The sequence below is a fragment of the Paenibacillus segetis genome, from assembly GCF_014639155.1.
GTDB lineage: Bacteria > Bacillota > Bacilli > Paenibacillales > Paenibacillaceae > Fontibacillus > Fontibacillus segetis.
In genome coordinates, this window is sequence record NZ_BMFT01000001.1 from 75,601 (window position 1) to 99,673 (window position 24,073).

The window sequence follows — 24,073 nt, forward strand, 5'->3', positions numbered from 1 at the left end:
GGTCATGGATACGTTTATTTTCAACTACAAATGTCAATTCCCACCGAAAACGCTGATCACACGCTAATATTTTTATTGACAGCTATTATGGTGCCCCTTACAATGATCAAGTGAATATGATAATCATTCTCATTATAATTAGGTGTTGCTCCTCGCATTCTGAGTTGCACACACAATAGACACGAATCGATTCATCAATTATCAATAGCACGAGATGCTATAGGGGAGAGTCATCTTATGAAAAAAATATTCGTTCCATTAACTCTAGTTCTTATTCTTCTACTTAGCGCATGCAGCAGCGGTAACTCTCCGAAGACTGCCAACAATGAGAGTAATCAGTCTGCAGCCGCGTCGGCAGATTCGGCATCACCTTCTGATTCAGGCGATTCGGAATCCGGCACGTTTATCTACCAATCCGAGGATGGGCCGGTAGAGGTTCCGAAGAATCCACAACGTGTTGTTGTCATTACCAGATTTCTAACGGGTAACGTTATGGCGCTCGGCGTTCCAGTGGTTGGTGTGGATGAGATGTCCAAGACCAATCCGAGATTCGAAGAGCAGCTCAAAGACATCGAGACGGTTACGGACGAAAGTATTGAGAAGATTATCGAGCTGAATCCGGATCTCATTATCGGGCTCTCGGATATTAATAACATTGATAAGTTCAAGAAAATCGCTCCTACAGTCACTTATACTTATGGAAAAGTGGATTACTTAACGCAGCAACTGGAAGTTGGAAAATTGTTGAACAAAGAGAAGGAAGCGCAAGCCTGGGTCGACGATTTCCAAGTACGGGTAAAAGAAGCCGGAGATAAGATCAAGGCGAAGATCGGTGAAGATGCAACGGTCTCGGTCATTGAGACATTCAATAAACAGCTCTATGTTTATGGTGATAACTTTGGACGCGGAACTGAAATTCTCTATTCGGGATTTGGGCTAGCCAAGCCAGAAAAGGTTAGTCAAGCGACGAAGAAAGACGGTTACTTTGCCGTGTCGTTGGAAGTTCTGAAGGATTACTTTGGTGATTATGTTATTTTCAGCAAGAACACGGATGAAGATAATTCGTTCCAGGAGACCGAAACGTACAATAATATTCCCGCAGTGAAGAACGATCGTATCTACGAGGCTGATGCGAAGGCATTCTACTTTAACGATCCGTTGAGCATGGAATATCAGTTGGAATTCTTTATTCAAAAATTTCTAGGTGAGTAAGGGATTAGCGCATCTGGTAACTGTATCGGTTTGGGATATTACGATAATAGACTACACCTCAAACAAAAAGGCAGAGCTATGGCGCTTATTCAGCCATGCTCTGCCTGATGTTAGTTATAGAATAATATTTTTCGATGCTCAACAACCGCCTAAGTGTCCGTTATTTCGTGTTGCAAATGGGCGACAATGCGATCTCCTTGAAAAAGCTACGCTGCATCAATATTCTGATAGCTTGAATATAGGCCTTATAGCCTTGCGAAAATAATATGCCAATACGGTTACTGTGGTCCATGAGCTGCGTTTATTCTGGATGTATTGATCGTTGATAATATAAGTCCGAGTGGAAGTAGGGCTCTTCAGACCGAACTTTTCCCACACCTCCGGATCATTCGAACCTCCGAGCCTTACAAGCATATTCTCCGACTCACTATTTATTTTAGCTGGAATTTGCTCGTATGCTTGGGTGATTTGCGCATGAAATTCGTCGATCGGATTGCGGCTAGCAAGGCTCTCCAAGTGGATGCCTTCGCGAATGTAAGAAACGTATGCCAGATGGTCAGCCCAGAACTCGTCGATATAAAAAAGCCGCACCCGCTGCTCCGAAAGGCTCATCGGCTTCTCGCCCTTCAAAATTTCGAGCCGCTCCTTGTATAGAAGTCGCCTCTGATCCTCCACCATATCCGAATAACAGTTCAGCTCCTGATGGATATCGAAGTTTTGGCCCATAATGATGCGTTGGATTTGCGCGATTTTGCTACGGAGCACCGAATCTTCGAGGGCCTCATCCTGCCTAAGATTACGAATCGCTTTATTGATGCCGAACCGAAGCATCAACTCGTCCTCCAAACTTACGAAAAACACAGAAGATCCCGGGTCGCCTTGGCGACCAGAACGCCCGCGCAGTTGGTCGTCGATCCGCACGCTTTCGTTCACATGCGTACCAATCACGTACAATCCGCCTAACTTGGCGACAACTTCTGCTTGCGTGGGGTTGCCGCCACCGAGCCGAATGTCGACGCCACGTCCCGCCATATTCGTAGACACCGTTACGGCGCCGATTTCTCCCGCTTTGGCGATGATCTCGGCTTCTTTTGCGTCGTTTTTTGCATTCAGAACATGGCAAGGAACGCCTTTAACGGCTAGCGCCTCCGCCAGCATGTTAGACTCTCCGACGCTTGACGTACCAACTAGAATCGGACGGCCCGTCCTATGGACGGATGAGATTTCTTGCACAAGCGCCTTAAGTTTGGCTTCGTTATGGGTATAAATCCGGTGCGGATGGTCGATCCGTATGTTGGGCCGGTTCGGTGGAATTTGGACGACCTGTAGCACATAAATTTCTTCGAAATCCATTGCGGAAGCATGCGCCGTAGCCGTCATTCCGCAAATCTTCGGATATAGGCTAAGGAAGTGTTGAAGCGTAATCGTTCCGAGAATTTTTCCGCCGGAGTTCGACTGTAGCCCTTCTTTAGCCGCAAGCGCGGCTTGCAGCCTGTCCGGCAAATGCCTGTTCTCCGCCACACGGCCGGTATATTCGTCGATCAGCTCGATATTACCGTCCCGGACGATGTAATCGACGTCTTTTTTTAATATTGATTCCACATGTAGCGCGCAATTTAATGACGATAACAAATGACTATTATGGCTTTCGTACAAATTGCCGCATCCTAGCAGCGATTCCACTTTTGCAGAGCCCGCTTCATTCAAGTAAACGTTCCGCCTGAACTCGTCGAAGTCGTAATGCTCATTTTGCTCGAGTTGGCGAGCTACTTCAGCGAAACGAATGCCATCGTTGCCAGAAGAGCCCGGTTCGCAGGCGATGACTAGCGGCACCCGAGCTTCGTCGAGGAGCAGTGAGTCCGCTTCGTCGACGATGACGTAGTGGAAAGGACGATGTACGGTATCGCCTTCGTCCAGTGCGATCGTGTCGCGCAAATAATCGAATCCCGCCTCTTTGGCCGTAACATAGGTTATATCCGCGGCATACGCTTCCCGTTTCTCGGACAGGTCCATGCCCGCTTGAACCGAGCTTACCTTTAACCCGAGGAAACGATAGATCGGGCCCATCCACTCCGCATCTCGATTTGCTAAATAATCGTTAAATGTCAGCACATGAACACCTTCGCCGGTCAGCGCATTTAGATAAGCAGGCATAACAGCAGAGAGCGTCTTCCCTTCACCGGTATGCTGCTCGATCAAAAATCTCTCGTGCAGAGCGATGGCAGCCATGATCTGAACTTCGTAAGGCTGTAAGCCGAGCTTTCTCTTCGCTGCCTCGCAGACTAACGCATAAGCATCGACAAGCAGCTCATCCAAAGGCGTACCTGATTTTGCTTCTTTTTGCAGCCGTAGGGATTCCGCTTGAAGCTGCCCATCGTCCCATACTTCCAAATTCCGTTTCCTGATGAGCTCCGCCTTGTTCCGATAGACTTTCAGCTTATTCTGGGTATCGTGGTCTTTGAATTTTTGCATCAACTTGAGAGCTATATTCATTGGAATTTGATCTCCCCTCGGTAGATACGCTTAGTTTTGAACATATTTGCACTGCTCTGTCACCCATCAAGCACGAACGTTGTTAACTAGCATACGATAGATTCCTTCCAGCTATTGGTTGGGAAAGATTGTAACTTATGTATTTCAAAATGTAAACAACTAGTCATTGAAGAGTAAAAGAAGAGGGCAACACGTTATAACCGTCATGCAGCCCCCGAACCCGTATTCGATACGGCATCTTGAACTAATCACTCTAACATTCTGTTTCAAAGTCCAGTCTTATTGGATTCTTAAGTAAAATTGTGGCATATTAAATATATACATGAGAAAACGTGGCAAAGAATGCCCCGTCTCCTATCCTATTTGGAATGGAGGCGGGGTTTTGTACGTTTGCAAGCTTAATTTTTTTGTTGGAAAGTGAGGGGGTAGAACATGGGCTTTGAGAAGGAACATGATAAATGGTTATGCGATCACCTTAAGAGGAGAAGGGGGGAGCGGCTTGATGCTCTAAAACGAGGTCATGGCTACGGAAATCGATTGTTTGTCGAGCAGGTATGGTGGCCGCTTGCTGGACATTTTTACGGGTTGCACCCGGAATATGAAGTTAAAGACTGGCGTGGAAGATCTTATTTTGTGGATATTTTGTGGGAAGTTGGAGCCTCGCGTATTGTATTTGAAATTATGGACTATGGCTCGCATGGTACAGACCGCAGTAAATACCGGCTGGACTTGAACCGTGGGCTTTTTTTTACAGTCACAGGACTGTATGGTGCTTTATATCTCGCTGGATGAGCTAAAGGAAAACCCGTCATTCATCCTCTCCACGCTACGCAGTATCCTGTTTCCTTATTTGTCAGTTGGCAAAAATGCAAAAACAACCGCTGAGAGAGCTTATTCCAAAATCGAGCGCGAGCTGATGCGGGCAGCTATTCGGCATCATCGTGTCCTTCGCCCGGCGGATGCCGCGCGAGAGCTGGAACTTCACACGATGACGGTGATTAAATACTGCCGTTTGCTGGTGGATAAAGGTAAATTTCGGCCGGTAGCAAGAGGAGCATCTCAGCGGACTATTTACTATGAGTATATAGGAGCGCTCCAAAGTGCAGATCTGGTCTGACAATGGAGAGAATTACTGCGAATGTATGCGAAAAATCGTGTACAAGGTGCGGCGGAGGCGGTTTTCGATGCAAATGTATGCGAAAAACCGAATACATGAGGCGTTGGTGACGGTTATCAAGGCAAATGTATGCGAAAAACCGAGTACATGGTGCGGCGGAGGCGGTTGCAGAGGCAAATGTATGCGAAAAACCGAGTACAAGAAGCGTTGGTGGCGGTTGTCGAGGCAAAAGTATGCGAAAAACCGAATACAAGGTGCGTCGGTGGCGGTTGTCGAGGTAAATGTATGCGAAAAACCGAATACATGAGACGGAGGGGGCGGATTTCGAGGCAAATGTATGCGAAAAATCGAATACATGAAGCGTTGGTGGCGGTTGTCGAGGCAAATGTATGTGAAAAACCGAATACAAGGTGCGTTGGTGGCGGTTATCGAGGCAAATGTATGTGAAAAACCGAATACAAGGTGCGTTGGTGGCGGTTATCGAGGCAAATGTATGCGAAAAACCGAATACACGAGACGGTGGGGGCGGATTTCGAGGCAAATGTATGCGAAAAATCGAATATATGAAGCGTTGGTGGCGGTTGTCGATGCAAATGTATGCGAAAAACCGAATACATGATGGCAAATTGGCATCGAAATTCATCCTCAGTCGCTTCAGTTTCCCGAATCCAATTTCACCTTCACATAACCTTGCTGCTTTTTAAGGCGATGAAGTTCGAGCAGGCGGACACGCCTGAGCCGCAATAGTCGATAATCTCTACGATCTTTATCCAGTCTCGCAATCTATCCTCCCTTATTTATTTAAGTCTCTCTTTATTTGACTCAATTTAAAGTGGGTCACCTTCAGATCAGGTGCCGATTTGCAGATTCCGCATAGAGAAGATCGCTGAATATCTAAGAAATACTTGTAATTCTGTTATCAACGACGTTAGACACTATCATGTCACTTATATTGATTAACCCTTTACGGACATATCGTAGACTAACGATACAACAAGAGGCTGCGCTCTACGCAGCCCCTTACCTGCTACTCTTCTCCTGTCGCCACCGGATTCTCCGGATACGAAACCCAATCGCTCCAACTACCCGCATATAAACGAACCGTAGGATAGCCAAGCTTATGCAGCGCAAGTACATTCGGACAGGCGCTTACGCCTGAACCGCAATAAATAATAGCTTCTCGTCCTGTGTCCATAGCTTCTGTAATTGGCGAAAAATGTTCCCGTAACTGTTCATCACTTTTCCATGCTCCGTGGTCATCTAAGACTTGCTTCCAGAAGCTATTGATGGCTCCAGGGATATGGCCCGCCTTAGCATCAATCGGTTCTTGCTCACCAACGTAGCGCGATGCATCTCGGGAATCGACCAGGAGAACATTAGAATTACCGATCGATTGTTGGACTTCTTTCACATCGGCGAGCATCTCATGGCGAATGGCTGGGATGAAGGAGGATGGAATGATGACAGGTTGTGCATCTGTAACTGGATAGCCACTGTCTTTCCACACTCCGAAACCTTCATCCATGACGAATACGGAGTCATGTCCAAGCCAGCGAAGCAGCCACCACAAACGGGAAGCATACATGCCATCTTGATCATCATAGGCAACGATCACTTTATCGTTGCTGATACCAACCCGGCCCAGGTTCTGGGCAAGTACATCGGGATCTGGCAAAGGATGTCTCCCGCCATGCTCGCCAACTGGTGAGGAGAGATCCGCCTCCAGATCAAGGTAGACGGCTCCCGGAATATGTGAAATCGCAAAGGCTTCCCGTCCAGCAGTAGGGTTCCCTAACTCGAATCGACAATCCACAATAACAAGGTCCGATTCATACATACGGGCAAGTAACCACTTTTTTGACACGATAGGATTCATGGAATTCATAGGATACCTCCTAAAAGTTTTGTGAGCAAAGCACCCGCGAATAAACATAGAGCAAAACTTACTTCGTAAGCATCAGCTAGTTTTGTGAGCAAAAGCACCCACGATTAAGAAACGAGCAAAACTTACTTCTTACTTTTTAATCTCAAAGAACTGACAATCGCGTATGGAGTGGTAGCTCAAATCACTTACACTGGATTGGGTAATGATGGTATCAGCTGTAAAGCGAATCATAGTACTGCCGGATTCTATCAAATGATTATCGCGGAATACGCGGACAAGAAGACGTCGATCCACGGCTTCCTGAAAATCTTGTTCTGTAATAAGCCGTCTGAGGATGGGCATGTAGATTCAGTCTCCTTTGTAATGTAGGCTATTATGATTATAAAGGATTATGATGTATGTAAGATACCTCTCCGCAATCTTATTACTGAGAAATGCATTGATATCACCTAATTAATTATGAGAAGATGATAAAAAATAATTTTGGGAAAAAGTATCCTTATATTGAGTACACCATTGCTTATATCTGAAGAGTGATGGGATACTAGTAAGATACAGTTGGCCAAGCCCGCCAGTAGCGGGAAATCCTCCATGTAATTTTTTCGGTTGACGGAGACGAATTTAATTAGCAGGATTTTCTCCCTTTAAACTAGATACATTGGGCTGAAATCTTGATTTTTCGATAGATTACCGGGAGTTTTTCCAGTTAGTTCTCGTAAACGGGGTCATATAGACCAATTTAACGGGAGAAATTCCAGTTAGAGCGAGTTAAGAGTAAGGTATTAGTAAGATAGAGCAAGGTTTTATCAAGATATTAGCAAGGTATTAGCAAGGTAGAGCGAGGCTAGAACAACGTAGTAACAAGTAAAGGGAAGGTAAATTTCTCAAACAAAATGAAAGGTGGAGAAGTTATGACACATGCATTCATCATCGAGCCTACGACATATAATGCCTTCGAAAACGAGGAGGCACTGATCGACAAGTGCAAAGAATGGGGGCTACTATCTGATAAAGCGGTCAAGGCAAAAGCGTTTTTCTACAGGGGGAACGGTGTCAATTTACCGTGCGATATTGTAGGCTATGTAGATAATATTACCGCGGTTATTGAGTTAGATAACAAGCAGAAACACTGCATTCACCCCTCATATTTGAAGGAGATGCAGGCGGCCAACTACGGACAAAAGACCTCGAATATGGCAGAAGAATCAATAAGTATCGAGTCGGATAATGTAGAGCTTGAGGGCATAAAAGAAGAAGCTATTCCACCAGTGGAAGCCAAGACACAACTACCTGAGCTGGACAAACCTGAGTCTAAAGAATCATCAATAACTGATATCGTAGATATATCAGAGGCCCCAGAATCACCGGAACCTCCAAAGACTAAGCCTAAAAAAGAAAAGAAACAGAAGCTTCAGCTTCCTGAAGAAAAAGTAAAAATGACCGCTATTGTACAGGAATTTACAACGGTTCCGAACCATTTCTCTGATAACGATGATGAAGTGGTTATTTACGAAGCGGTGACCATCATTGAGCCTGAGTTAGAAGTAGGTGAAGCCTGGTCTAGCCACAGCGCTACGCTCAAGAAGCATGAACTAGCTATCGGAGACAAGATTACATTTGAGGCCAAAATCGTTGCTAAGAAGCTGACGAAATACCCAGTTCCATATAAGATTAACAATCCTGCGAAAATCCAAAAGGTAGAATCTTAAGCGGCTTGCCTCGCTATAAAGGAGTTTGAGTAGCATGCAAATCAAAATTGGCATCGTCGGAATGCAGCTCGTCGTAGACAAGCTGCTGAAGGTTATTAAGGCATTTCCGACGTTTACTCCAATTGTACGGATTGTGAAGAATGAGGACGAGGCACCTTCTGTCGTTGAAACATTGATGCTAGAGGTGGAGGTGCTTCTTTTGTTCGGCGCGCAATCACATCGTAAGGTTAAAGATAATGTGAATGTGATAGTTCCTGTGCACTATGTCCCGTTAACGGGAGCAGGTCTGTACAAAACATTATTCCGAGCTTTGCAAACAGGTCATTTAAGTGGTGGTATTTCCATCGATTCGCTTACTAAATCCATGGTTATGAACGCTCTTAAGGATCTTGGTATTGAGCAAACGCAGGTCATCGTTTATAGCGGTCCTGCTCATGCCTCACCGGACAAGCTGTTTGCATTTCATCATAATCTGTTGAATACGGCAGCTTGTTCATTCGCTATTACCGGGGTAGAATCGGTTGCCCGGCGGCTGTCTGAAATTCAGGCTCCGAATGAATGGCTGATTCCTTCGGATCAGGACATGAGCGTGACGTTGGAACGTGCGCTTCTATCGACGGAATCGCGGCGTAGTAAGGAATCGCAAATTGTAGTTGGGATGATTAAGGTTGATGATTTCGGTAAGTTGGTGATGAAGCGAAATAATGAGCATGAGGTTCAAAAGCTCAAACTGGATATTCATCGCATGGTGTTGGACTATGTTGAATCACTAGACGGTTACTTGACTAATCTGGGCGGTGATGAGTATCTGTTCTTCACGACTAGGGGGATCTTCGAGCGGGAAACGGGAGGTTATAAGACCATTCCGTTAGCAAAGGATGCAAACCAGTCATTTGGGCTGTCCTTAAGTTTGGGAGTAGGATTTGGAACGTCAGCCAATGAAGCGGGAACAAATGCAAGGGCTGCGCTTCGCAAATCGAAGGAAGCTGGAGGGAATACCTGCTTTATTATTCGCGAGGATCAGACGTTGATCGGTCCCCTCGAAATGGCAGATTCCATACAAACGGTGTTATCACCAACGCATGCTGGACTAATTAAGAGAGCAGAGGACGCTGGCATGACAAGCGCTTATTTAAGTAAGTTGCTTTCTTATACTGCTAAACATGGCAAATATGAATACAAGGTTCATGAGCTAGCTGCATTGCTTGATATTACGGTGCGAAGTGCTCATCGTTTGCTGCTACTCTGGATCGATAATGGACTCGTAGATATTTCCGGTATGGAGAAGGTTCCGAAAGGAAGACCACGGCAAATTTACCGCTTTTCTTTTTTGAAGGATAAAACGATGATGTAACTTATTTACTTATTTAAAGACGATTAAAAGATTTGTCTTTATATCCTTCCTGTCGGTATGATGGGGATAGATTCATACTAAGGAAGGGGAAATGACGTTGAAAACACTAGAGGAATTGGAAGCAAAGTTAGCAGAGCCTTCAACGGCCTTAATAAAGGATTTAACTTCAGTTGACGGAGACATCCTGATTCTTGGAGTAGGTGGGAAGATGGGGCCAAGCTTGGCAAGACTGGCTCAGAATGCTATTCGTGAGGGTGGACTGAACAAAAAAGTTATTGGTGTATCGAGATTCTCTGATGATGCAGCAAGACGTGAACTGGAGGATGCAGGGATCGAGACGATTTCCTGTAACTTATTGAATGATGATGAGCTGAATCAATTACCTCATGCAGACAACATTATTTATATGGCTGGTAATAAGTTCGGAACGACGGGTAGAGAGCATTTCACCTGGGGGATGAATACGTATTTGCCGGGCAGAGTAGCGGAGAAATATAAGGATTCACGAATTGTAGTGTTCTCATCAGGCAATATTTATCCGTTCATGTCCATTGGTAGCGGTGGGGCAAACGAATCGGTATCACCTGAGCCTATTGGCGAATATGCACAATCAACCTTGGGCCGTGAGCGGGTGTTTGAATATCATTCCCACAAGAACGGAACACCGATGTTGTTCTATCGTTTGAACTATGCGAATGATATGCGTTATGGCGTATTATTGGAAATTGCAAAATCCGTGAATGAACAACGTCCAATTAACTTATCTATGGGCCATGCCAACGTGATTTGGCAGGGAGATGCCAATGAAATGGCACTGCGTTGCCTGACAGAATGCACAAATCCACCAAGCATCATGAACATTACAGGACCTGAAACGATGTCGATCCGCTGGGCTGCCGAGGAGTTTGCTAAGCGAATGGGTAAGGAAGCCATATTCGAAGGTGTAGAGTCAGAGATTGCGCTGTTGAACAATGCATCTAAATCGCACCAACGTTTCGGTTATCCTTCGGTGTCGTTGCTTCAAATGATTGATTGGTTAGCAGAATGGATCGAGGCTGGTGGGACGACATGGAATAAACCAACTCATTTCCAAGAAAGAAAGGGGAAGTACTAATGGCTACTTCAACACTTTCACCTGAATTGCTTAAAGCGCTGCATGAAGGGCTGGTTATTCCGGCGCATCCGCTAGCACTAGATGAGAATCGTCAACTGGATGAACGACATCAACGAGCATTAACTCGATATTATGCAGCTTCTGGAGCAGGTGGTATTGCAGTCGGAGTTCATTCTACTCAATTTGAAATTCGCGATGAACCTTATAATTTATATGAACCTGTGTTACGTATGGCTGCTGAGGAACTCGCAAAAGCGAATATCGGACGTCCATTTATCAAGGTGGCAGGTATTTGTGGGCCTACTGAACAAGCCCTTAACGAAACACGAATCGCTCAATCGCTTGGTTATGATGCGGCTTTACTGAGCATGGGCGGTCTTACTAGCTGGAGCGAAGCAGATATTTTGGAGAGAACGAAGCAGGTTGCAGCTATTATGCCTGTTATCGGTTTCTACTTACAGCCATCTGTGGGTGGGCAAATCTTCAGCTTCGACTTCTGGTGCAAATTTGCGGAAATTCCCAACGTAGTTGCAATAAAGATGGCACCGTTTAATCGTTATCAAACCATCGATGTGGCACGCGCTGTTTGCTACTCCAGTAGACGCGATGAAATCGCACTGTATACGGGCAATGATGACAATATTATCAATGATTTATTGACTACTTATCGTTTCGAGGTTGAAGGTAAAACAGTAGAAAAGGCCATTGTCGGCGGGTTACTTGGGCATTGGGCTGTTTGGACGCACAAGGCCGTAGAACTATTAGATGAAATTAAGCATGCTCGAAGCCATGGTCAAATATCCAAAGAATGGTTGACGAGAAACGTGCAAGTGACGGACTCGAACGCTGCGTTCTTTGATCCTGCGCATCATTTTGAAGGCTGTATTCCAGGTATTCATGAAGTGCTACGTCGTCAAGGCTTACTGCAAGGCACATGGTGCTTGAATCCAAATGAGATGTTGTCTCCAGGACAAATGGAGGAAATTGATCGTGTATATCGGGAATACCCACATCTGAACGATGATGAGTTTGTTTCCGCACATCTTGCAGAGTGGCTTGAAGATAAATAATATGGGAGGGCTCAAGCATGCGATTTAAGGATGTATTCTCTATTATTGGTCCGAGCATGGTGGGCCCCTCTAGTTCCCATACTGCCGGGGCTGTCCGGTTAGGAAGGACAGCCAGGCATGTACTTGGTGGATTGCCGGAGCATGCCGAAATTATATTCTATGGATCTTTTGCTACTACCTATCGTGGTCATGGCACAGATCTTGCCATTATCGCAGGCCTGTTGAATTACGATACCGATGATATGCGAATTAAGGATGCTTTTGACAGAGCAAAGGATGCAGGTATGGAAGTAGAGATTCGTTCAGCTCAGAAGGCGGGGATGCACCCTAATACGGCAACGTTAATTCTTCGGCGGGGGGACCAAAAGGTAATTGTGACAGGATGTTCTATTGGTGGTGGTAACATCGAGATCGTAAGCATTGATGATTTCGATGTAAAGTTTACGGCGGTATACCCAACCCTACTTATTTTCCATGCCGATCGCCGGGGGATCTTAGCTGAAATGACGGATATCTTCAAGCATGCGGATGCCAATATTGGCTATATGGAGGTCGATCGGAAGTCAAGAAGCGGAGATGCTCTAACCGTTATTGAAAGTGATGAGGTATTGCCTACCGAGTGGATCGACCAGATCGTCCAATTACGTGATGTTTACAAGGTTCGTGTAATTCATCTCACTTCAAAAGGGGATTTATCATGAGGTTCTCTAATTTAGAGCAATTGATACAACTATGTATTAAGGAATCCGTTACGATTGGTCAATTGATGATTACAGAGCAGGCGGCGGAGACGGGGAAATCGGTACAAGAAGTGATCGGACAAATGGCCGCGTATTATGAAATTATGAAAGAGGCTGTATTCAAAGGGATAGAAAGTGATATGAAACCCCGTAGCGGGTTAACGGGAGGAGATGCTAAGCGAGTCCATACGTATTTGCTCAATGATGTCACTTCCTTGGGGACGGAAGCTTGTACCTCAATGGCTTATGCTCTAGCTGTCTCTGAGATTAACGCATCTATGGGACGCATTATCGCTACACCAACGGCAGGTTCCTGTGGCATTATTCCTGGGGTGTTCGTTAGCTCGCAAGAGAGATTTGGCTGGAGTGATGAACACATGGTTCATGGTCTCTTCAGTGCTGGGGCAATCGGTTATGTGATCGCGAATAACTCGTTCGTGTCGGGTGCCGAGGGTGGCTGTCAGGCAGAGGTGGGCTCAGCGATTGGCATGGCGGCTGGAGCGTTGGTGGAACTACGCGGCGGTACGCCTGAACAGGCGGTACATGCGGTAGGACTGGCGCTAAAAAACTCGCTGGGTCTTATATGTGATCCGGTTGGCGGATTAGTAGAAATTCCTTGTATCGTTAGAAATGGTTTTGGTGCCGTTACTGCGATGGCAGCTGCTGATATGGCGCTTGCTGGGGTAAAAAGTGTCATCCCATCGGATGAAGTGATTGACGTTATGCTTGAGGTGGGAAGTGCAATGCCTGAGAAACATCGTGAGACAGCCATGGGCGGTCTTGCTCAGACCCCTACGGGCAAAAAGATTATGAAAGAGCTTTATGGTAAAGGGGAGCGTTGATCATGACCTTGTCATCATTAGTTCAAACGGGTAAGCAGCTTGAAGCGGAATTGATTGCATTTCGCAGGGATTTACATCGTTTTCCCGAACTAAGCCTCCAAGAGTCGGAAACGGCTGCTAAAGTTGCAAAAGAGCTCCAGCAACTCGGACTTGAGTTCCAAATGGAAGTTGGTGGCTTTGGCATTGTTGCCGAACTTAAGGGAGATGAGCCGGGTCCGGTCATTGCCCTGCGTGCGGATATGGATGCCCTGCCGATTCAGGAAGAAACAGGCCTTGAGTTTGCTTCAGCCCGCCCAAATATTATGCATGCATGTGGACATGATGCGCATACGGCCATTTTACTCGGAGCAGCGAAGTTGCTTGTAGATAAGAAAATAAAGGGCACCGTTCGGTTCCTGTTTCAATCGGCTGAAGAAATCAATGCAGGAGCGAAGGCGATGATTGAGCAGGGGGCATTGGATGGTGTCGATGAAATTTATGGTCTGCACAACCTTCCTACATTAGCAGCAGGAATGACAGCCACTCGTTATGGATCCTTGATGGGATCTGTAGATCGCATCGAAATTCATCTGGAGGGCAGAGGTGGACATGGAGCGATTCCGAATCAAAGTATAGACCCCGTAGTGTGTGCTTCGGCGATAATCATGGCCTTACAAAGTATTGTCAGTCGAGAGGTATCACCATTTGATCCCGTAGTTGTAACGATTGGCAGTATTCAATCAGGGGAAGCGAATAACGTCATTCCGCATTATGCGACCATGACGGGGACGATTCGTACGTTCGACGCTAGAGTTCAAGAACAAATGCCCGAAAGAATAGAGCGAATCGTTAAACAAATTGCGGAGGGCTACCAATGCAAGGCGAAGCTCACCTATATTCAACAGACTCCAGTATTGGTCAATCATGATGTTTGTGTACGGCATGTTGAGGAAGTCATAGATTATACGATTGGATCTGAGCGAAGAATCGTGGCTGATCCAACTTTGGCGGGTGAGGATTTCTCCGTCTATTTGCAGCATGTACCAGGCTGTTTCTTTTGGTTAGGCTCTGGTCCCGAAGTTGATGCGGATCAAGCTTTCGGACTCCATCATCCGAAATATGAATTGAATGAGCAATGTATCCCGCTAGGTTCTTCTTTGTTAGCAGCTATCGCTTTACAGAGATTAACTTAAGGTTATTTAGTGATTGGAAAGGGGATGAGCAAGTGCAAGATTTGAATATAGGTCTTATTGGTACGGATTCCTCCCATTCTGTTGCATTTACTAGGCTGCTCAACGACCCAACCGATGCTCATCATGTGTCGGGAGGGAAGGTTGTTGCAGCCTTTTTAGGCGGTTCTCATGACTTCTCGCTTAGTTACGATCGCGTGGAAGGTTTTATGGAGCAGCTGGAGTTGGAATACGGCGTTCGAAGAATGGATTCTCCAGAGGATGTTGCAGTAAATTGTGATGCTATTTTACTTACATCTGCAGATGGTCGGGTGCATCTGGATCAATTTAGAAGGATAGCTCCTTACGGCAAGCCGGTATTTATCGACAAACCGCTCGCCTTAAATACCGCAGATGCTAAAGAGATAGTTGAGATCGCGCAGCAATACCAACTCCCGATGATGAGTTGCTCAGCTTTAAGATACGCACAGCAAATTACAGATGATGTGGTTCGCGAGAACCCAGCGACCGTGATTCGAGCTGCTGTTGGTGGCCCTTTGGCCGTGGAGCCGACCCAATCCTACTATTATTGGTATGGAATTCATTCCGTGGAGCTTCTCTATGCGATTATGGGTACGGGTTGCTTGGAAGTAAGAGTTAATACGACAAAAGAGTATGATTTAATAGCTGCTCAGTGGGAAGATGGACGCACAGGAACGGTTAAACTCAGCCGCTTACCAGAGAGTCCTTTCTGCGCTACGATTTGCCGAGAAGGACAAACCTCGTTGATCGAGATTGATCCTAATGCGAAACCATTTTACGCAAGTTTACTTGAGCAGATTATGATCCTGTTCCATACGCTTAAAGCTCCGTTAGATTGGAAAGAGACCTTAGAAATTATCTCTTTTATAGAAGCAGCTGAGAAAAGTAAACAGTTAGGGAGATTGGTATCTTTGAAGGAAATTACATTTTAGAAAAGATTTATGTATGGTCAATTGTGTTCCATTAAGTGAGGTCATGCGGAAAATGAGAAAAAATCAAAATATTTATATAGCATTTTCCGCCTCTTTAGCAAATTCCACCTACAAAAACCCTTGGTACATAAGGGTTTTTGTGTTTTTTTATAATTAATATCATCGAAAATACAATGTAAATGAAAACGCTTTATTTACGAAAGATTTGCTCCGATCTACAATTTGAATTGTCCGAAGAACACCTCGGTCACAGTCCGATTGAAGACTTCGGTCATAACCAATGAAGTGCTGTATTTATTACAAAGGGGAGGTAAAAAAATGTCAAAAAGGCTTCTTAGCATGGCGCTTACTTTGATGGTAACAAGTTCATTATTAGCTGCATGCGGTTCGAACAACAATGCAAGTGGCAAAGAAACGAACACAACAAATGGTGCAACAAATGCTCCAACGAACGCGGTGGTGGAAGAGGCCACGAATCAATATGGTGATACCGGTGGATTAAAACTTCCATTGGTAGATAAGCCGACGACGCTTACCTGGATGGTCGTTAGTGATTTTCAGCTTAATGATAAGCTGATTGCTAAGGAAATTGAGAAGCGTACGGGGATTACAGTAGATTTCCAAAGTTACTCTGCTACAACTTTTGATGATAAGCTTCGTTTGGTCGTCGCATCCGGTAAACTGCCTGATATTTTCAGCGGACTTAGACCGGATGAGTTGAAGAAAATCGGTCAGCAAAAAGCGGTAGTGGCTATTAATGATTATGTTGATATACTACCGAACTTCAAAAAATTGTACGTAGATGAAAATCCATGGGTAGCTAATTCATTTGGTGATGAGAATAACAATCTCTATTCATGGCCGATCTATAACATAAACCGCGATGTTAACCACGGGATGATGTATAGAAAAGATATCTTTGATAAGAACAATATTCCGGAGTGGACCAATACGGAAGAGTTCTATCAAGCGTTGAAGAAATTAAAAGAAATTTACCCGGATTCCTATCCGATGGCTTCCAAAACCAAAGACGATATCTTTAGAGATCTTGCTTACGGTTGGGGCATTGGTGGCTTAAGCTACCCAGCTTACTATGATGAAGCTAATAGTACCTGGAAATTCGCAGGCACACAGCCAGAGCACAAAGAAATGCTTGATTTCCTGAAAAAACTGTATAACGAAGGTTTGCTCGATCAAGAATTTTTGACCGACACACCGGAATCCTGGACAGCAAAGATGACGACAGGTAAATCGTTCGTTACATGGGACTGGATTGGTCGTCTTGATCTGTTCTATAACCAAGTCAGCTCGGAAAACCCAGAGTATAACTTACGTTACGGTAATCCGGTCGGACCTACGGGCAACATTCGTACGTTGCCAAGAATCGATGCAGATTTCGGGATAACCGTTGCTAATAACGGGAATAAAGAAGCCGCACTCAAATTGCTTGACTATTTGACGAGCCCATCGGGTTCACAGTTGACCACGCTTGGTATTGAAGGTGTGAACTTTAACTTCGATGAGAATGGCAAACCGGTATATCAGGAGCTGACCGACCTTCCTAATGTAGATATTAAAGCATTGGAAGATCATTACGGAATGTGGGTAGAAGGTATGTACCTGAATCCGGATCATCGCTCTGTATACTACAACTTCACAGAGAAAGAACAAGAAGCTCAGGACAAGATCCTATCTGCCAATAAATTTGAACCACTTGATCCTGTTCTCAATCTTAACGAGGATGAAATCGCCACGATTGCAGAACTGCAAACTTCAATTATTAAATCGATGAATGAATTTAATGCGAAGTATATCCTTAACAAGAACTATGGAGATAAGGAATGGGCAGATTGGCTTGTATCGGCTGAGAAGATGGGTGCAAGCAAGTATTCTGACGTCTATAACCAAGCTCAAAAACGTTATGATGCCAATAAATAAATAGAACAAACCAGATAAATAGGATGATGAATGGCACGAAGGACATTTATGTTCCAAGTGCCATTCTCTAACATCCAGGAGGAGAAGAAACGTGGCAAACCTTAACACGGAGAAGGTCCTTACACTAAATAAACCAACGCTCATGTCACGGATTTCGACGTCACTGACCGGGACGTGGCAGCATATGAAACGGGACAGACAGCTATTGGTTCTCTTTCTACCATGTCTCATATTTTATATTATTTTCCGATACGGGCCGTTGTTCGGCTTAACTATCGCGTTCAAGGATTATAACGTATTTGAAGGCATCTTCGGCAGTAAATGGGTCGGTCTCAAGCATTTCGTCAAATTTTTCTCAGGTAATGATTTCTTGATGCTATTCAAAAATACGCTGACATTAGGCTTTTTCACACTGATATTTGGGTTCCCGATTCCGATTCTTTTGGCAATTTCGCTCAATGAACTTCGAGTGAAGTGGTTAAAGAAATCGATTCAGACACTTACGTATTTGCCAGCATTTTTGTCTATCGTCATTATTTGTAGTATGGTGATCGACTTTTTATCGCCTAATACCGGCTTGATCAACAAGTTGATGGCCGCGGTTGGATTAGAGAAAATTTATTTTATGATTATACCTGAGTGGTTCCGAACGATTTACGTCGCGTCGGATATATGGGCTAACGCGGGCTATGACGCCATCATCTATCTTGCAGCGGTTGCGGGAATTAGCCCGACGTTGTATGAAGCAGCCAAAGTAGATGGATGCAGCAGGTGGAAGAGCCTGTGGAATATTACGCTTCCAGGTCTAATGCCGACGATTCTCATTATGTTCATTTTGCGAACGGGAAAAATGTTGCAAATCGGATACGAGAAAGTATTGCTTCTCTATAATCCGACTACGTACGAAGTAGCGGATGTATTCTCTACTTATGTATATAGAAAAGGTCTGATTGAATCAAATTACAGCTACGCCGCCGCTGTTGGTATGTTTGAAGCGTTTATCGCTATGATCATGCTGTTGTCGGCAAACTTCATAAGCAAAAAGGCAGGAGGTAAGGGGCTATGGTAGGAGAATCAAAATTAAACCTGTTCGGAGTCATCAACGCCCTGCTCCTAATCTGCGTTGGAATTGTTACAGTCTATCCGATCCTTTATATTTTCTCGATATCGATAAGTGATACGGCTTCCGTTGTTCAGGGGAAAATCACTCTATTTCCAAAAGGCATTAACTTTGATGCTTACTTGGAGGTTCTTAAAGACAAACGGATACCGAGAGCCTATTTGAATACGATCTTCTATACGGGCCTAGGTACTTTTATTAACCTACTGCTAACTGCGATAGCGGCATATCCGCTGTCCCGTCCTGATTTCATCTGGCGTAAATATTGGATGTTTGGGATCGTATTAACGATGTTCCTCAACCCAGGTATCATTCCGAACTATTTGATTGTTTCGGGGCTTGGACTTACTGATTCGGTGTGGGCGCTCGTTATTCCAAATGCAATTTGGACGATGGAGCTTATCATTCTGAAGAGTTTCTATGAGGGCATGTCAGAGCAGGTCCGTGAAGCGGCGCTAATAGACGGTGCTTCTGAATTCCGGATATTGTTCAATATCGTGATTCCGCTATCCAAACCGGCGCTGGCGTCGATCGCACTCTTTTATTTTATGGGGCACTGGAACAGCTACTTCCTGCCGATGATTTATTTGAACGATTCAACCTTGTACCCGCTTCAGGTCGTACTTCGGGATATGCTCATCTTCAGTGAAGGCAACCGTGCAAGCTTAGTTGATGCGGCGGCACTCGCTCCTCAGGCGAAGAAGAATGCCACGATTATACTGTCGATGATTCCGGTCTTAATGATCTATCCGTTTGCTCAAAAGTATTTTGCATCGGGCGTAATGATAGGTGCTGAGAAGGGATGAGTTTCTTCATGTAGAATTAGTTGGATAAACAACTATGAGAAAGGATGACTACTACTTGAAGCGCTTTTTTACGAATCTGGGTATCGTACAAATCTTTTGTTCGTTGCTCCTAGTCATCGGCATCATGTATGTATCCAATTATACTGTATACAAAAACTCGATCTCTGGTATTTATGCCAACGTAACACAAAACAACAATCTTGCGGTAAAAACGATGATTCAATCTTTCGACAACAGCTTTCGGTCGATCAACAACATTATCCATTCCATTCATGGGCTTCCTTATAGCAATCTGGAATCGGAAGAAGACGGGCGTATTGACATGGCCAAGGTTTATACCATGCAGGAGAGCATTGCTACGCTCGTCTCCTCTGTGGATTTCATCGAGGAGGTCATCGTATTCTACGATGATATGGATCTGGCCATCACCTCAACCGGCACAAGTAGTCTTAGCCATTTATTTGAGAACAAATACAAACACGATTTGTATAATGAGAGCTATTGGCGGACTTATACCAAGGGGAAAAATTCATTTAAAGTAATGCCCGGGCAATATTTTAAAGTCGCAACGAATACAACGTGGCAAAGGAAAAAGCTGATGGTCGCTGTCGGCGGGAACAAGATCCGTATGTCGAACAAAAACATCATCATTCTCATTGATGAGGCAGCCCTACTGAAGCATGTGAACCAGAAGCTGATGATTCCAGGTGCTTCACTTATCGTACTGGATCAAGAACGCAGAGTCATTCTTAGTACAGACTCGAATTCCGATTTATCGGGAGTGATTGACGAGATCTATTTCAATTCGTCCCAAGAAGCTTCATTAAGGAAAGAAGACTATCAATACAACTTTTACAAGTCGGATTTTAACGATTTTGTTTATATCAATAAAGTACCGTATCAATTCCAGAATATCGATTCTGTGATAGAAGCCAATAAAATGATTATGTTGTCGGCCATTATTGGCGCGGTCCTGTTATCTGTGCTTCTAAGTATTTATTTAAACAAACCGGTCAAAAAAATTATCCGTCAGCTTGGCGGAACCAGTAGAGGAAATGATTTCCGCAAAATTCTAAGCGGTATTGTAAAAATGCAAATGGAAATTGACTCAACCAAAAAGAAGCTGGAAGATGTCGAATCGGAAGCGCGCAGAAGTGTGTTCCTACAAGCTGTAGATGAATACGCATGCTCCACAGAGCATGACGTAGAGATGGATAGATATTGCAGCGATATTTTACATAGCAAGTACTTTGTGTTGCTTATGGTTCATTTGAATAAGAAAGGGAATGAGCAGCAATCAACGATGCCTGTAGAGAGCATTGTATCGGTTCTCAATACAGCTTTGCTGAAAGAAAAAAGTGATGTTCAGGTGTTCTATGATAAAAACTTACAATTCATCTCGCTTGTCGGCATCAAGCAACCAGATGAACGTGCCATATTAATAAAACGTTTGAAATTGTTGTTTACTAACCTGGAACAGGGAGAGTTGTTAGGCTACTCAGTAAATGTCAGTGTAAGTAAGCTGTACGCTACAGAATTAGTAAATTATAAGTTTGCTTATCGTAATGCGGTGAACGGCTTACTGTACAGAGTGGTGAATGAAACTTCGATTGTGCTGGACGTTGAGAAGATTCATTACGGTTGGAGTCTATATTTCCCTTTCGACAAAATAGAGAAGCTCTCTAATTACATTTCCAATGGCAAACTGCAGGAAGGTAAAGAGATCATTTCGGAGACGTTAAGAGAGAATGCAGATCGAAATATACATCATCACCAGATGGCCCATATTGCCAAGACCATGTTTATGTATATGTTACGACATGCTAGCGGTACTGCTAATACTGATAACGAAATGTATAAGCTTGAACAACAGTTTCTGCAAAAAATAGATTACGCACATGATTATCTGGACATTGAGAATGCCCTTATAGACGTAGCCAAACATATTGCTAAGCATAATAAGTCCAATGAAACCAATAAATTGAATCCTAGCTTCATTTCACAATACATTGAGCTGCACTATATGGAAAATTTATATTTAGATCATATTGCTGAGGTTGTGGAAACCTCACCAAAATACTTTTCGAGTTATTTTAAAAAGACGTTTGGTATCAATTATGTCGAGTATCTCAACAAAGTAAGGTTGTCTCATGCTAAGGAATTGTTGAAGGATAGCGTATTATCAATCGGTGAAATTGGAGAGAAAACGGGATATTTAAATTCTTCGACCTTCACGACGACATTTAAAAAGTATTTTGGCATTTCTCCTAGTGAATATCGAAAACAAAATTGACAGAATAGGTTGGAGTGAAATACAAGATGAAGACGATTATGACTCAGAATGGAAAAATTATCATCGCGGATAGAGAGAAACCGATGCTATTGCAAGGTCATGTACTTATACGAACTGAATATTCTGCGATAAGTCCCGGCACGGAAATGATCTTCGTTAAGCGAGCTTCCGATGAACCGGCAACGCTAGGCTATAACGCCGTTGGAATTGTCGAACAAGTAGGCGAAGAGGTTAAGCATATTCAAGTGGGTCAGCGCGTAGCCTGCTATGGTGCACCCTATGTGCACCATGCGGAGTGGCTAGCAGTTCCAGCTAACTTGGTTGCCGTAGTTCCAGATCATGTCGATCCACAAGAGGCTGCATTTGCTGGTCTTGGTGCGATTGCCATTCATGCACTACGTGTAGCTGATTTGCGGTTTGGAGAGTCAGCTGTCGTCGTCGGGCTCGGTATTCTAGGTAACATCATCACACAGATTGCCAAAGCAGTGGCGTACAGAACCGTAGGCTTGGATTTGAGAAGCGACCGGGTAGCCATGCTTCAAGAAGATGGATTTTCTCATATCTATCACAATCAAACTGAAATGGAAGAGTCATTGGCGGATGCCGTTGGACCTTATGGGGCAGATGCAGTTTTGCATTGTGCGAGCGGACCAGGCGAGGAGTTGATGAATAGCTCACTGAAATGGATTCGGGACCGTGGAAAAATTGTCATTGTCGGTGATTTATCGGCCGAATTTTCTAGAGAGCTGATGTTCGGGAAAGAAGCCCAAGTGCTTATTTCGCGGGCAGGTGGTCCAGGCCGATATGATGCTCAATATGAGAGAGAAAATAGAGATTATCCGATTGGACATGTTCGTTGGACGGAAGGCAGAAACGTTGAGGAGTACATTCGTTTATTAGCTGAAGGCCGCATCTCGATCAAGAAGCTCATAACTAACATGTATTCAGTTGATGACGCTGCAGAGGCTTATGACAATTACAGAACGCCAACAGAAACGATTGCGACAATCATCAAATACTAGGATGTGATGATGCCATGGCAGAACATCAACCAGAAATTCGCAGCATTGCAAACCGTACTGAATTAGAATCCGTGTATGATATTTTGGGAGACGCATTCCCCGTTGGAAAAGACTTTTTTCAAAATCGACTTGATCATGATTCCACTTATGACAGGTCTACAACCTGGATTGCCAAACAGCAAGAAGCTATTACTTGTACCATTCAGATTTTCCCTTTCATGAGCCGTGTTGAGGATGCAGAAGTTAAAGTCGGAGGGATAGGCAGTGTAGCTACCGTGCCTAAGTACAGAGGACAGGGACATTGTCAGCTGATGCTTCGCCACCTCACAGAATGGATGGAACAGCAGGAATATGACCTTTCTTTACTATTTGCTGTCATAAATCCTTTTTACGAAAAAGCAGGCTGGAGTACCGTTCCAGAGATTTTATACGAATTAAACGTGGGAAGTATCCTTAATTCTAGCAGAAATTCGGAATATGCTATCCTACCGTTCGAGTCATCCTATTCAGAAATTATTTCCAATATTTACGAACGATTTAATGACAAGAGGACCTATACGGTCATTAGACCATCAACCCATTGGCAGGATCGACTTCATTGGCCCAGATGGAATTCTTCCACATGTCTTGTTGCTGTGCGAAATGGAGTTACCGTTGCTTACGGGCATATTTCCGAGACTGGAGAAGATGGGGCAGCTTATTTAGAGGAATTATGTTATCTCAAGGGTGAAGAAGATGCAGCGATTCCCTTATTATGCGCTTTAGTTGAACAGCGACCTGATGCGGCTCGTGTTCTTGCATATCTTCCAGATGATCATGTTTTGACTGAAGGATTTCTCTCGTGGGGGGCTGTAAAGAAGAGAACAACGGATGCGATGTGGAAAGTCATTAGGTTTCAGCCTTTGCTGGCCAAGCTCGCTCCCGTCTTTCAAACAAGGCTACAAGAGAATAGCGAATATGCCAATAAACCCCTACAGATAGGACTGAAATGTGCAAGTCAAAGGGCATATCTCCATTATATAGATGGAGGAATAGCGATCGAGTCTGATCCGCGCCATGGGATTGAATACTTAAGTATTACCTTAACCGAGAGAGATTTTGTATCCCTACTGATTCAAGGATATGATGCCTCTATTCCAGAAGTACCACATAGCGATGTGCTCAGGGCCCTTTTTCCTAAGCAAGATTCTGTTTTCTACAATATAGATAGGTTTTAAAACTATAAAATCAAAAAAC

Annotated in this window: 21 protein-coding genes; 18 read left to right on the top strand and 3 right to left on the bottom strand. The window is 44.3% G+C overall.

Annotation, left to right across the window (positions count from 1 at the left end; all coding sequences use genetic code 11):
• The first annotated feature begins 237 nt into the window (after positions 1 to 237).
• A complete protein-coding gene (locus IEW05_RS00355; protein WP_188534725.1) occupies positions 238 to 1,212 on the top strand; it encodes an iron-hydroxamate ABC transporter substrate-binding protein in 975 nt (324 codons plus the stop codon).
• A 216-nt stretch (positions 1,213 to 1,428) separates the two neighbouring features.
• Here the strand turns inward: IEW05_RS00355 and IEW05_RS00360 are convergent, their stop codons facing one another.
• The gene (locus tag IEW05_RS00360) at positions 1,429 to 3,705 is read right to left on the bottom strand and encodes a preprotein translocase subunit SecA (RefSeq protein WP_188534727.1); all 2,277 of its coding nucleotides are present in this window, start codon (positions 3,703 to 3,705) and stop codon (positions 1,429 to 1,431) included.
• A gap of 432 nt (positions 3,706 to 4,137) precedes the next feature.
• Between IEW05_RS00360 and IEW05_RS25685 the strand changes: the two genes are divergently transcribed.
• The 3 genes from IEW05_RS25685 to IEW05_RS00370 all read left to right on the top strand — a co-directional run bounded on the left by IEW05_RS25685 (position 4,138) and on the right by IEW05_RS00370 (position 5,526).
• Positions 4,138 to 4,497 (top strand): hypothetical protein, encoded by a 360-nt coding sequence (locus IEW05_RS25685; protein WP_229753201.1) that lies wholly within the window; start codon positions 4,138 to 4,140, stop codon positions 4,495 to 4,497.
• Positions 4,498 to 4,555: 58 nt separating this feature from the next.
• Positions 4,556 to 4,822, top strand: coding sequence for a type IV toxin-antitoxin system AbiEi family antitoxin domain-containing protein (locus tag IEW05_RS25690; RefSeq protein WP_229753202.1), 267 nt, complete (start codon positions 4,556 to 4,558; stop codon positions 4,820 to 4,822).
• Between the two features lie 443 nt (positions 4,823 to 5,265).
• Positions 5,266 to 5,526, top strand: a complete 261-nt coding sequence (locus IEW05_RS00370; protein WP_188534729.1) for a hypothetical protein — start codon at positions 5,266 to 5,268, stop codon at positions 5,524 to 5,526.
• A gap of 323 nt (positions 5,527 to 5,849) precedes the next feature.
• On the opposite strand, the gene IEW05_RS00375 is transcribed toward IEW05_RS00370, so the two are convergent.
• Entirely contained in the window at positions 5,850 to 6,698 is an 849-nt protein-coding gene (locus tag IEW05_RS00375) for a sulfurtransferase (protein WP_188540615.1), read from the bottom strand.
• A 138-nt stretch (positions 6,699 to 6,836) separates the two neighbouring features.
• Positions 6,837 to 7,049, bottom strand: a complete 213-nt coding sequence (locus IEW05_RS00380; RefSeq protein WP_188534731.1) for a hypothetical protein — start codon at positions 7,047 to 7,049, stop codon at positions 6,837 to 6,839.
• 569 nt (positions 7,050 to 7,618) lie between these two features.
• On the opposite strand from IEW05_RS00380, the gene IEW05_RS00385 reads away from it, so the two are divergent.
• The 14 genes from IEW05_RS00385 (at position 7,619) to IEW05_RS00450 (ending at position 24,054) form a co-directional block, all read left to right on the top strand.
• Positions 7,619 to 8,416, top strand: coding sequence for a hypothetical protein (locus tag IEW05_RS00385; protein ID WP_188534733.1), 798 nt, complete (start codon positions 7,619 to 7,621; stop codon positions 8,414 to 8,416).
• A 34-nt stretch (positions 8,417 to 8,450) separates the two neighbouring features.
• A complete protein-coding gene (locus IEW05_RS00390; RefSeq protein WP_188534735.1) occupies positions 8,451 to 9,770 on the top strand; it encodes a GGDEF domain-containing protein in 1,320 nt (439 codons plus the stop codon).
• A 91-nt stretch (positions 9,771 to 9,861) separates the two neighbouring features.
• The gene (locus IEW05_RS00395; RefSeq protein WP_373285766.1) at positions 9,862 to 10,884 is read left to right on the top strand and encodes an NAD-dependent epimerase/dehydratase family protein; all 1,023 of its coding nucleotides are present in this window, start codon (positions 9,862 to 9,864) and stop codon (positions 10,882 to 10,884) included.
• Entirely contained in the window at positions 10,884 to 11,954 is a 1,071-nt protein-coding gene (locus IEW05_RS00400; protein ID WP_188534739.1) for a dihydrodipicolinate synthase family protein, read from the top strand. Before IEW05_RS00395 ends, IEW05_RS00400 begins: the two co-directional genes overlap by 1 nt.
• Positions 11,955 to 11,971: 17 nt before the next feature.
• A complete protein-coding gene (gene sdaAB, locus IEW05_RS00405) occupies positions 11,972 to 12,655 on the top strand; it encodes an L-serine ammonia-lyase, iron-sulfur-dependent subunit beta (RefSeq protein ID WP_188534741.1) in 684 nt (227 codons plus the stop codon).
• Entirely contained in the window at positions 12,652 to 13,536 is an 885-nt protein-coding gene (gene sdaAA, locus IEW05_RS00410; protein ID WP_188534743.1) for an L-serine ammonia-lyase, iron-sulfur-dependent, subunit alpha, read from the top strand. The genes sdaAB and sdaAA overlap by 4 nt, the downstream gene beginning before the upstream one ends.
• A gap of 2 nt (positions 13,537 to 13,538) precedes the next feature.
• On the top strand, positions 13,539 to 14,708 hold the full coding sequence (locus IEW05_RS00415) for a M20 metallopeptidase family protein (protein ID WP_188534745.1): 1,170 nt from the start codon (positions 13,539 to 13,541) through the stop codon (positions 14,706 to 14,708).
• A gap of 32 nt (positions 14,709 to 14,740) precedes the next feature.
• Positions 14,741 to 15,658: a Gfo/Idh/MocA family protein gene (locus IEW05_RS00420; protein ID WP_229753203.1), complete on the top strand. Its 918-nt coding sequence runs from the start codon at positions 14,741 to 14,743 to the stop codon at positions 15,656 to 15,658.
• A 318-nt stretch (positions 15,659 to 15,976) separates the two neighbouring features.
• On the top strand, positions 15,977 to 17,596 hold the full coding sequence (locus IEW05_RS00425; protein ID WP_188534750.1) for an extracellular solute-binding protein: 1,620 nt from the start codon (positions 15,977 to 15,979) through the stop codon (positions 17,594 to 17,596).
• Between the two features lie 142 nt (positions 17,597 to 17,738).
• The gene (locus IEW05_RS00430; RefSeq protein WP_188540617.1) at positions 17,739 to 18,665 is read left to right on the top strand and encodes an ABC transporter permease; all 927 of its coding nucleotides are present in this window, start codon (positions 17,739 to 17,741) and stop codon (positions 18,663 to 18,665) included.
• Positions 18,659 to 19,522, top strand: coding sequence for a carbohydrate ABC transporter permease (locus tag IEW05_RS00435; protein ID WP_188534752.1), 864 nt, complete (start codon positions 18,659 to 18,661; stop codon positions 19,520 to 19,522). Before IEW05_RS00430 ends, IEW05_RS00435 begins: the two co-directional genes overlap by 7 nt.
• Positions 19,523 to 19,556: 34 nt before the next feature.
• A complete protein-coding gene (locus tag IEW05_RS00440) occupies positions 19,557 to 21,815 on the top strand; it encodes a helix-turn-helix transcriptional regulator (protein ID WP_188534754.1) in 2,259 nt (752 codons plus the stop codon).
• 26 nt (positions 21,816 to 21,841) lie between these two features.
• The gene (locus IEW05_RS00445; protein ID WP_188534756.1) at positions 21,842 to 22,837 is read left to right on the top strand and encodes a zinc-dependent alcohol dehydrogenase; all 996 of its coding nucleotides are present in this window, start codon (positions 21,842 to 21,844) and stop codon (positions 22,835 to 22,837) included.
• 14 nt (positions 22,838 to 22,851) lie between these two features.
• Entirely contained in the window at positions 22,852 to 24,054 is a 1,203-nt protein-coding gene (locus IEW05_RS00450; RefSeq protein ID WP_188534758.1) for a GNAT family N-acetyltransferase, read from the top strand.
• The last annotated feature ends 19 nt before the right edge of the window (positions 24,055 to 24,073 follow it).

Bases quoted from the DNA above. Each gene is read 5' to 3' on its own strand.
- IEW05_RS00380 (WP_188534731.1), bottom strand. From the start codon at position 7,049: ATGCCCATCCTCAGACGGCTTATTACAGAACAAGATTTTCAGGAAGCC.
- sdaAA (WP_188534743.1), top strand. From the start codon at position 12,652: ATGAGGTTCTCTAATTTAGAGCAATTGATACAACTATGTATTAAGGAA.
- IEW05_RS00400 (WP_188534739.1), top strand. From the start codon at position 10,884: ATGGCTACTTCAACACTTTCACCTGAATTGCTTAAAGCGCTGCATGAA.
- sdaAB (WP_188534741.1), top strand. From the start codon at position 11,972: ATGCGATTTAAGGATGTATTCTCTATTATTGGTCCGAGCATGGTGGGC.
- IEW05_RS00445 (WP_188534756.1), top strand. From the start codon at position 21,842: ATGAAGACGATTATGACTCAGAATGGAAAAATTATCATCGCGGATAGA.
- IEW05_RS25685 (WP_229753201.1), top strand. From the start codon at position 4,138: ATGGGCTTTGAGAAGGAACATGATAAATGGTTATGCGATCACCTTAAG.
- IEW05_RS00385 (WP_188534733.1), top strand. From the start codon at position 7,619: ATGACACATGCATTCATCATCGAGCCTACGACATATAATGCCTTCGAA.
- IEW05_RS00430 (WP_188540617.1), top strand. From the start codon at position 17,739: ATGTCACGGATTTCGACGTCACTGACCGGGACGTGGCAGCATATGAAA.
- IEW05_RS00440 (WP_188534754.1), top strand. From the start codon at position 19,557: ATGAGAAAGGATGACTACTACTTGAAGCGCTTTTTTACGAATCTGGGT.
- IEW05_RS00390 (WP_188534735.1), top strand. From the start codon at position 8,451: ATGCAAATCAAAATTGGCATCGTCGGAATGCAGCTCGTCGTAGACAAG.
- IEW05_RS00425 (WP_188534750.1), top strand. From the start codon at position 15,977: ATGTCAAAAAGGCTTCTTAGCATGGCGCTTACTTTGATGGTAACAAGT.
- IEW05_RS00375 (WP_188540615.1), bottom strand. From the start codon at position 6,698: ATGAATCCTATCGTGTCAAAAAAGTGGTTACTTGCCCGTATGTATGAA.
- IEW05_RS00360 (WP_188534727.1), bottom strand. From the start codon at position 3,705: ATGAATATAGCTCTCAAGTTGATGCAAAAATTCAAAGACCACGATACC.
- IEW05_RS00450 (WP_188534758.1), top strand. From the start codon at position 22,852: ATGGCAGAACATCAACCAGAAATTCGCAGCATTGCAAACCGTACTGAA.
- IEW05_RS00435 (WP_188534752.1), top strand. From the start codon at position 18,659: ATGGTAGGAGAATCAAAATTAAACCTGTTCGGAGTCATCAACGCCCTG.
- IEW05_RS00355 (WP_188534725.1), top strand. From the start codon at position 238: ATGAAAAAAATATTCGTTCCATTAACTCTAGTTCTTATTCTTCTACTT.
- IEW05_RS00395 (WP_373285766.1), top strand. From the start codon at position 9,862: ATGACGTTGAAAACACTAGAGGAATTGGAAGCAAAGTTAGCAGAGCCT.
- IEW05_RS00415 (WP_188534745.1), top strand. From the start codon at position 13,539: ATGACCTTGTCATCATTAGTTCAAACGGGTAAGCAGCTTGAAGCGGAA.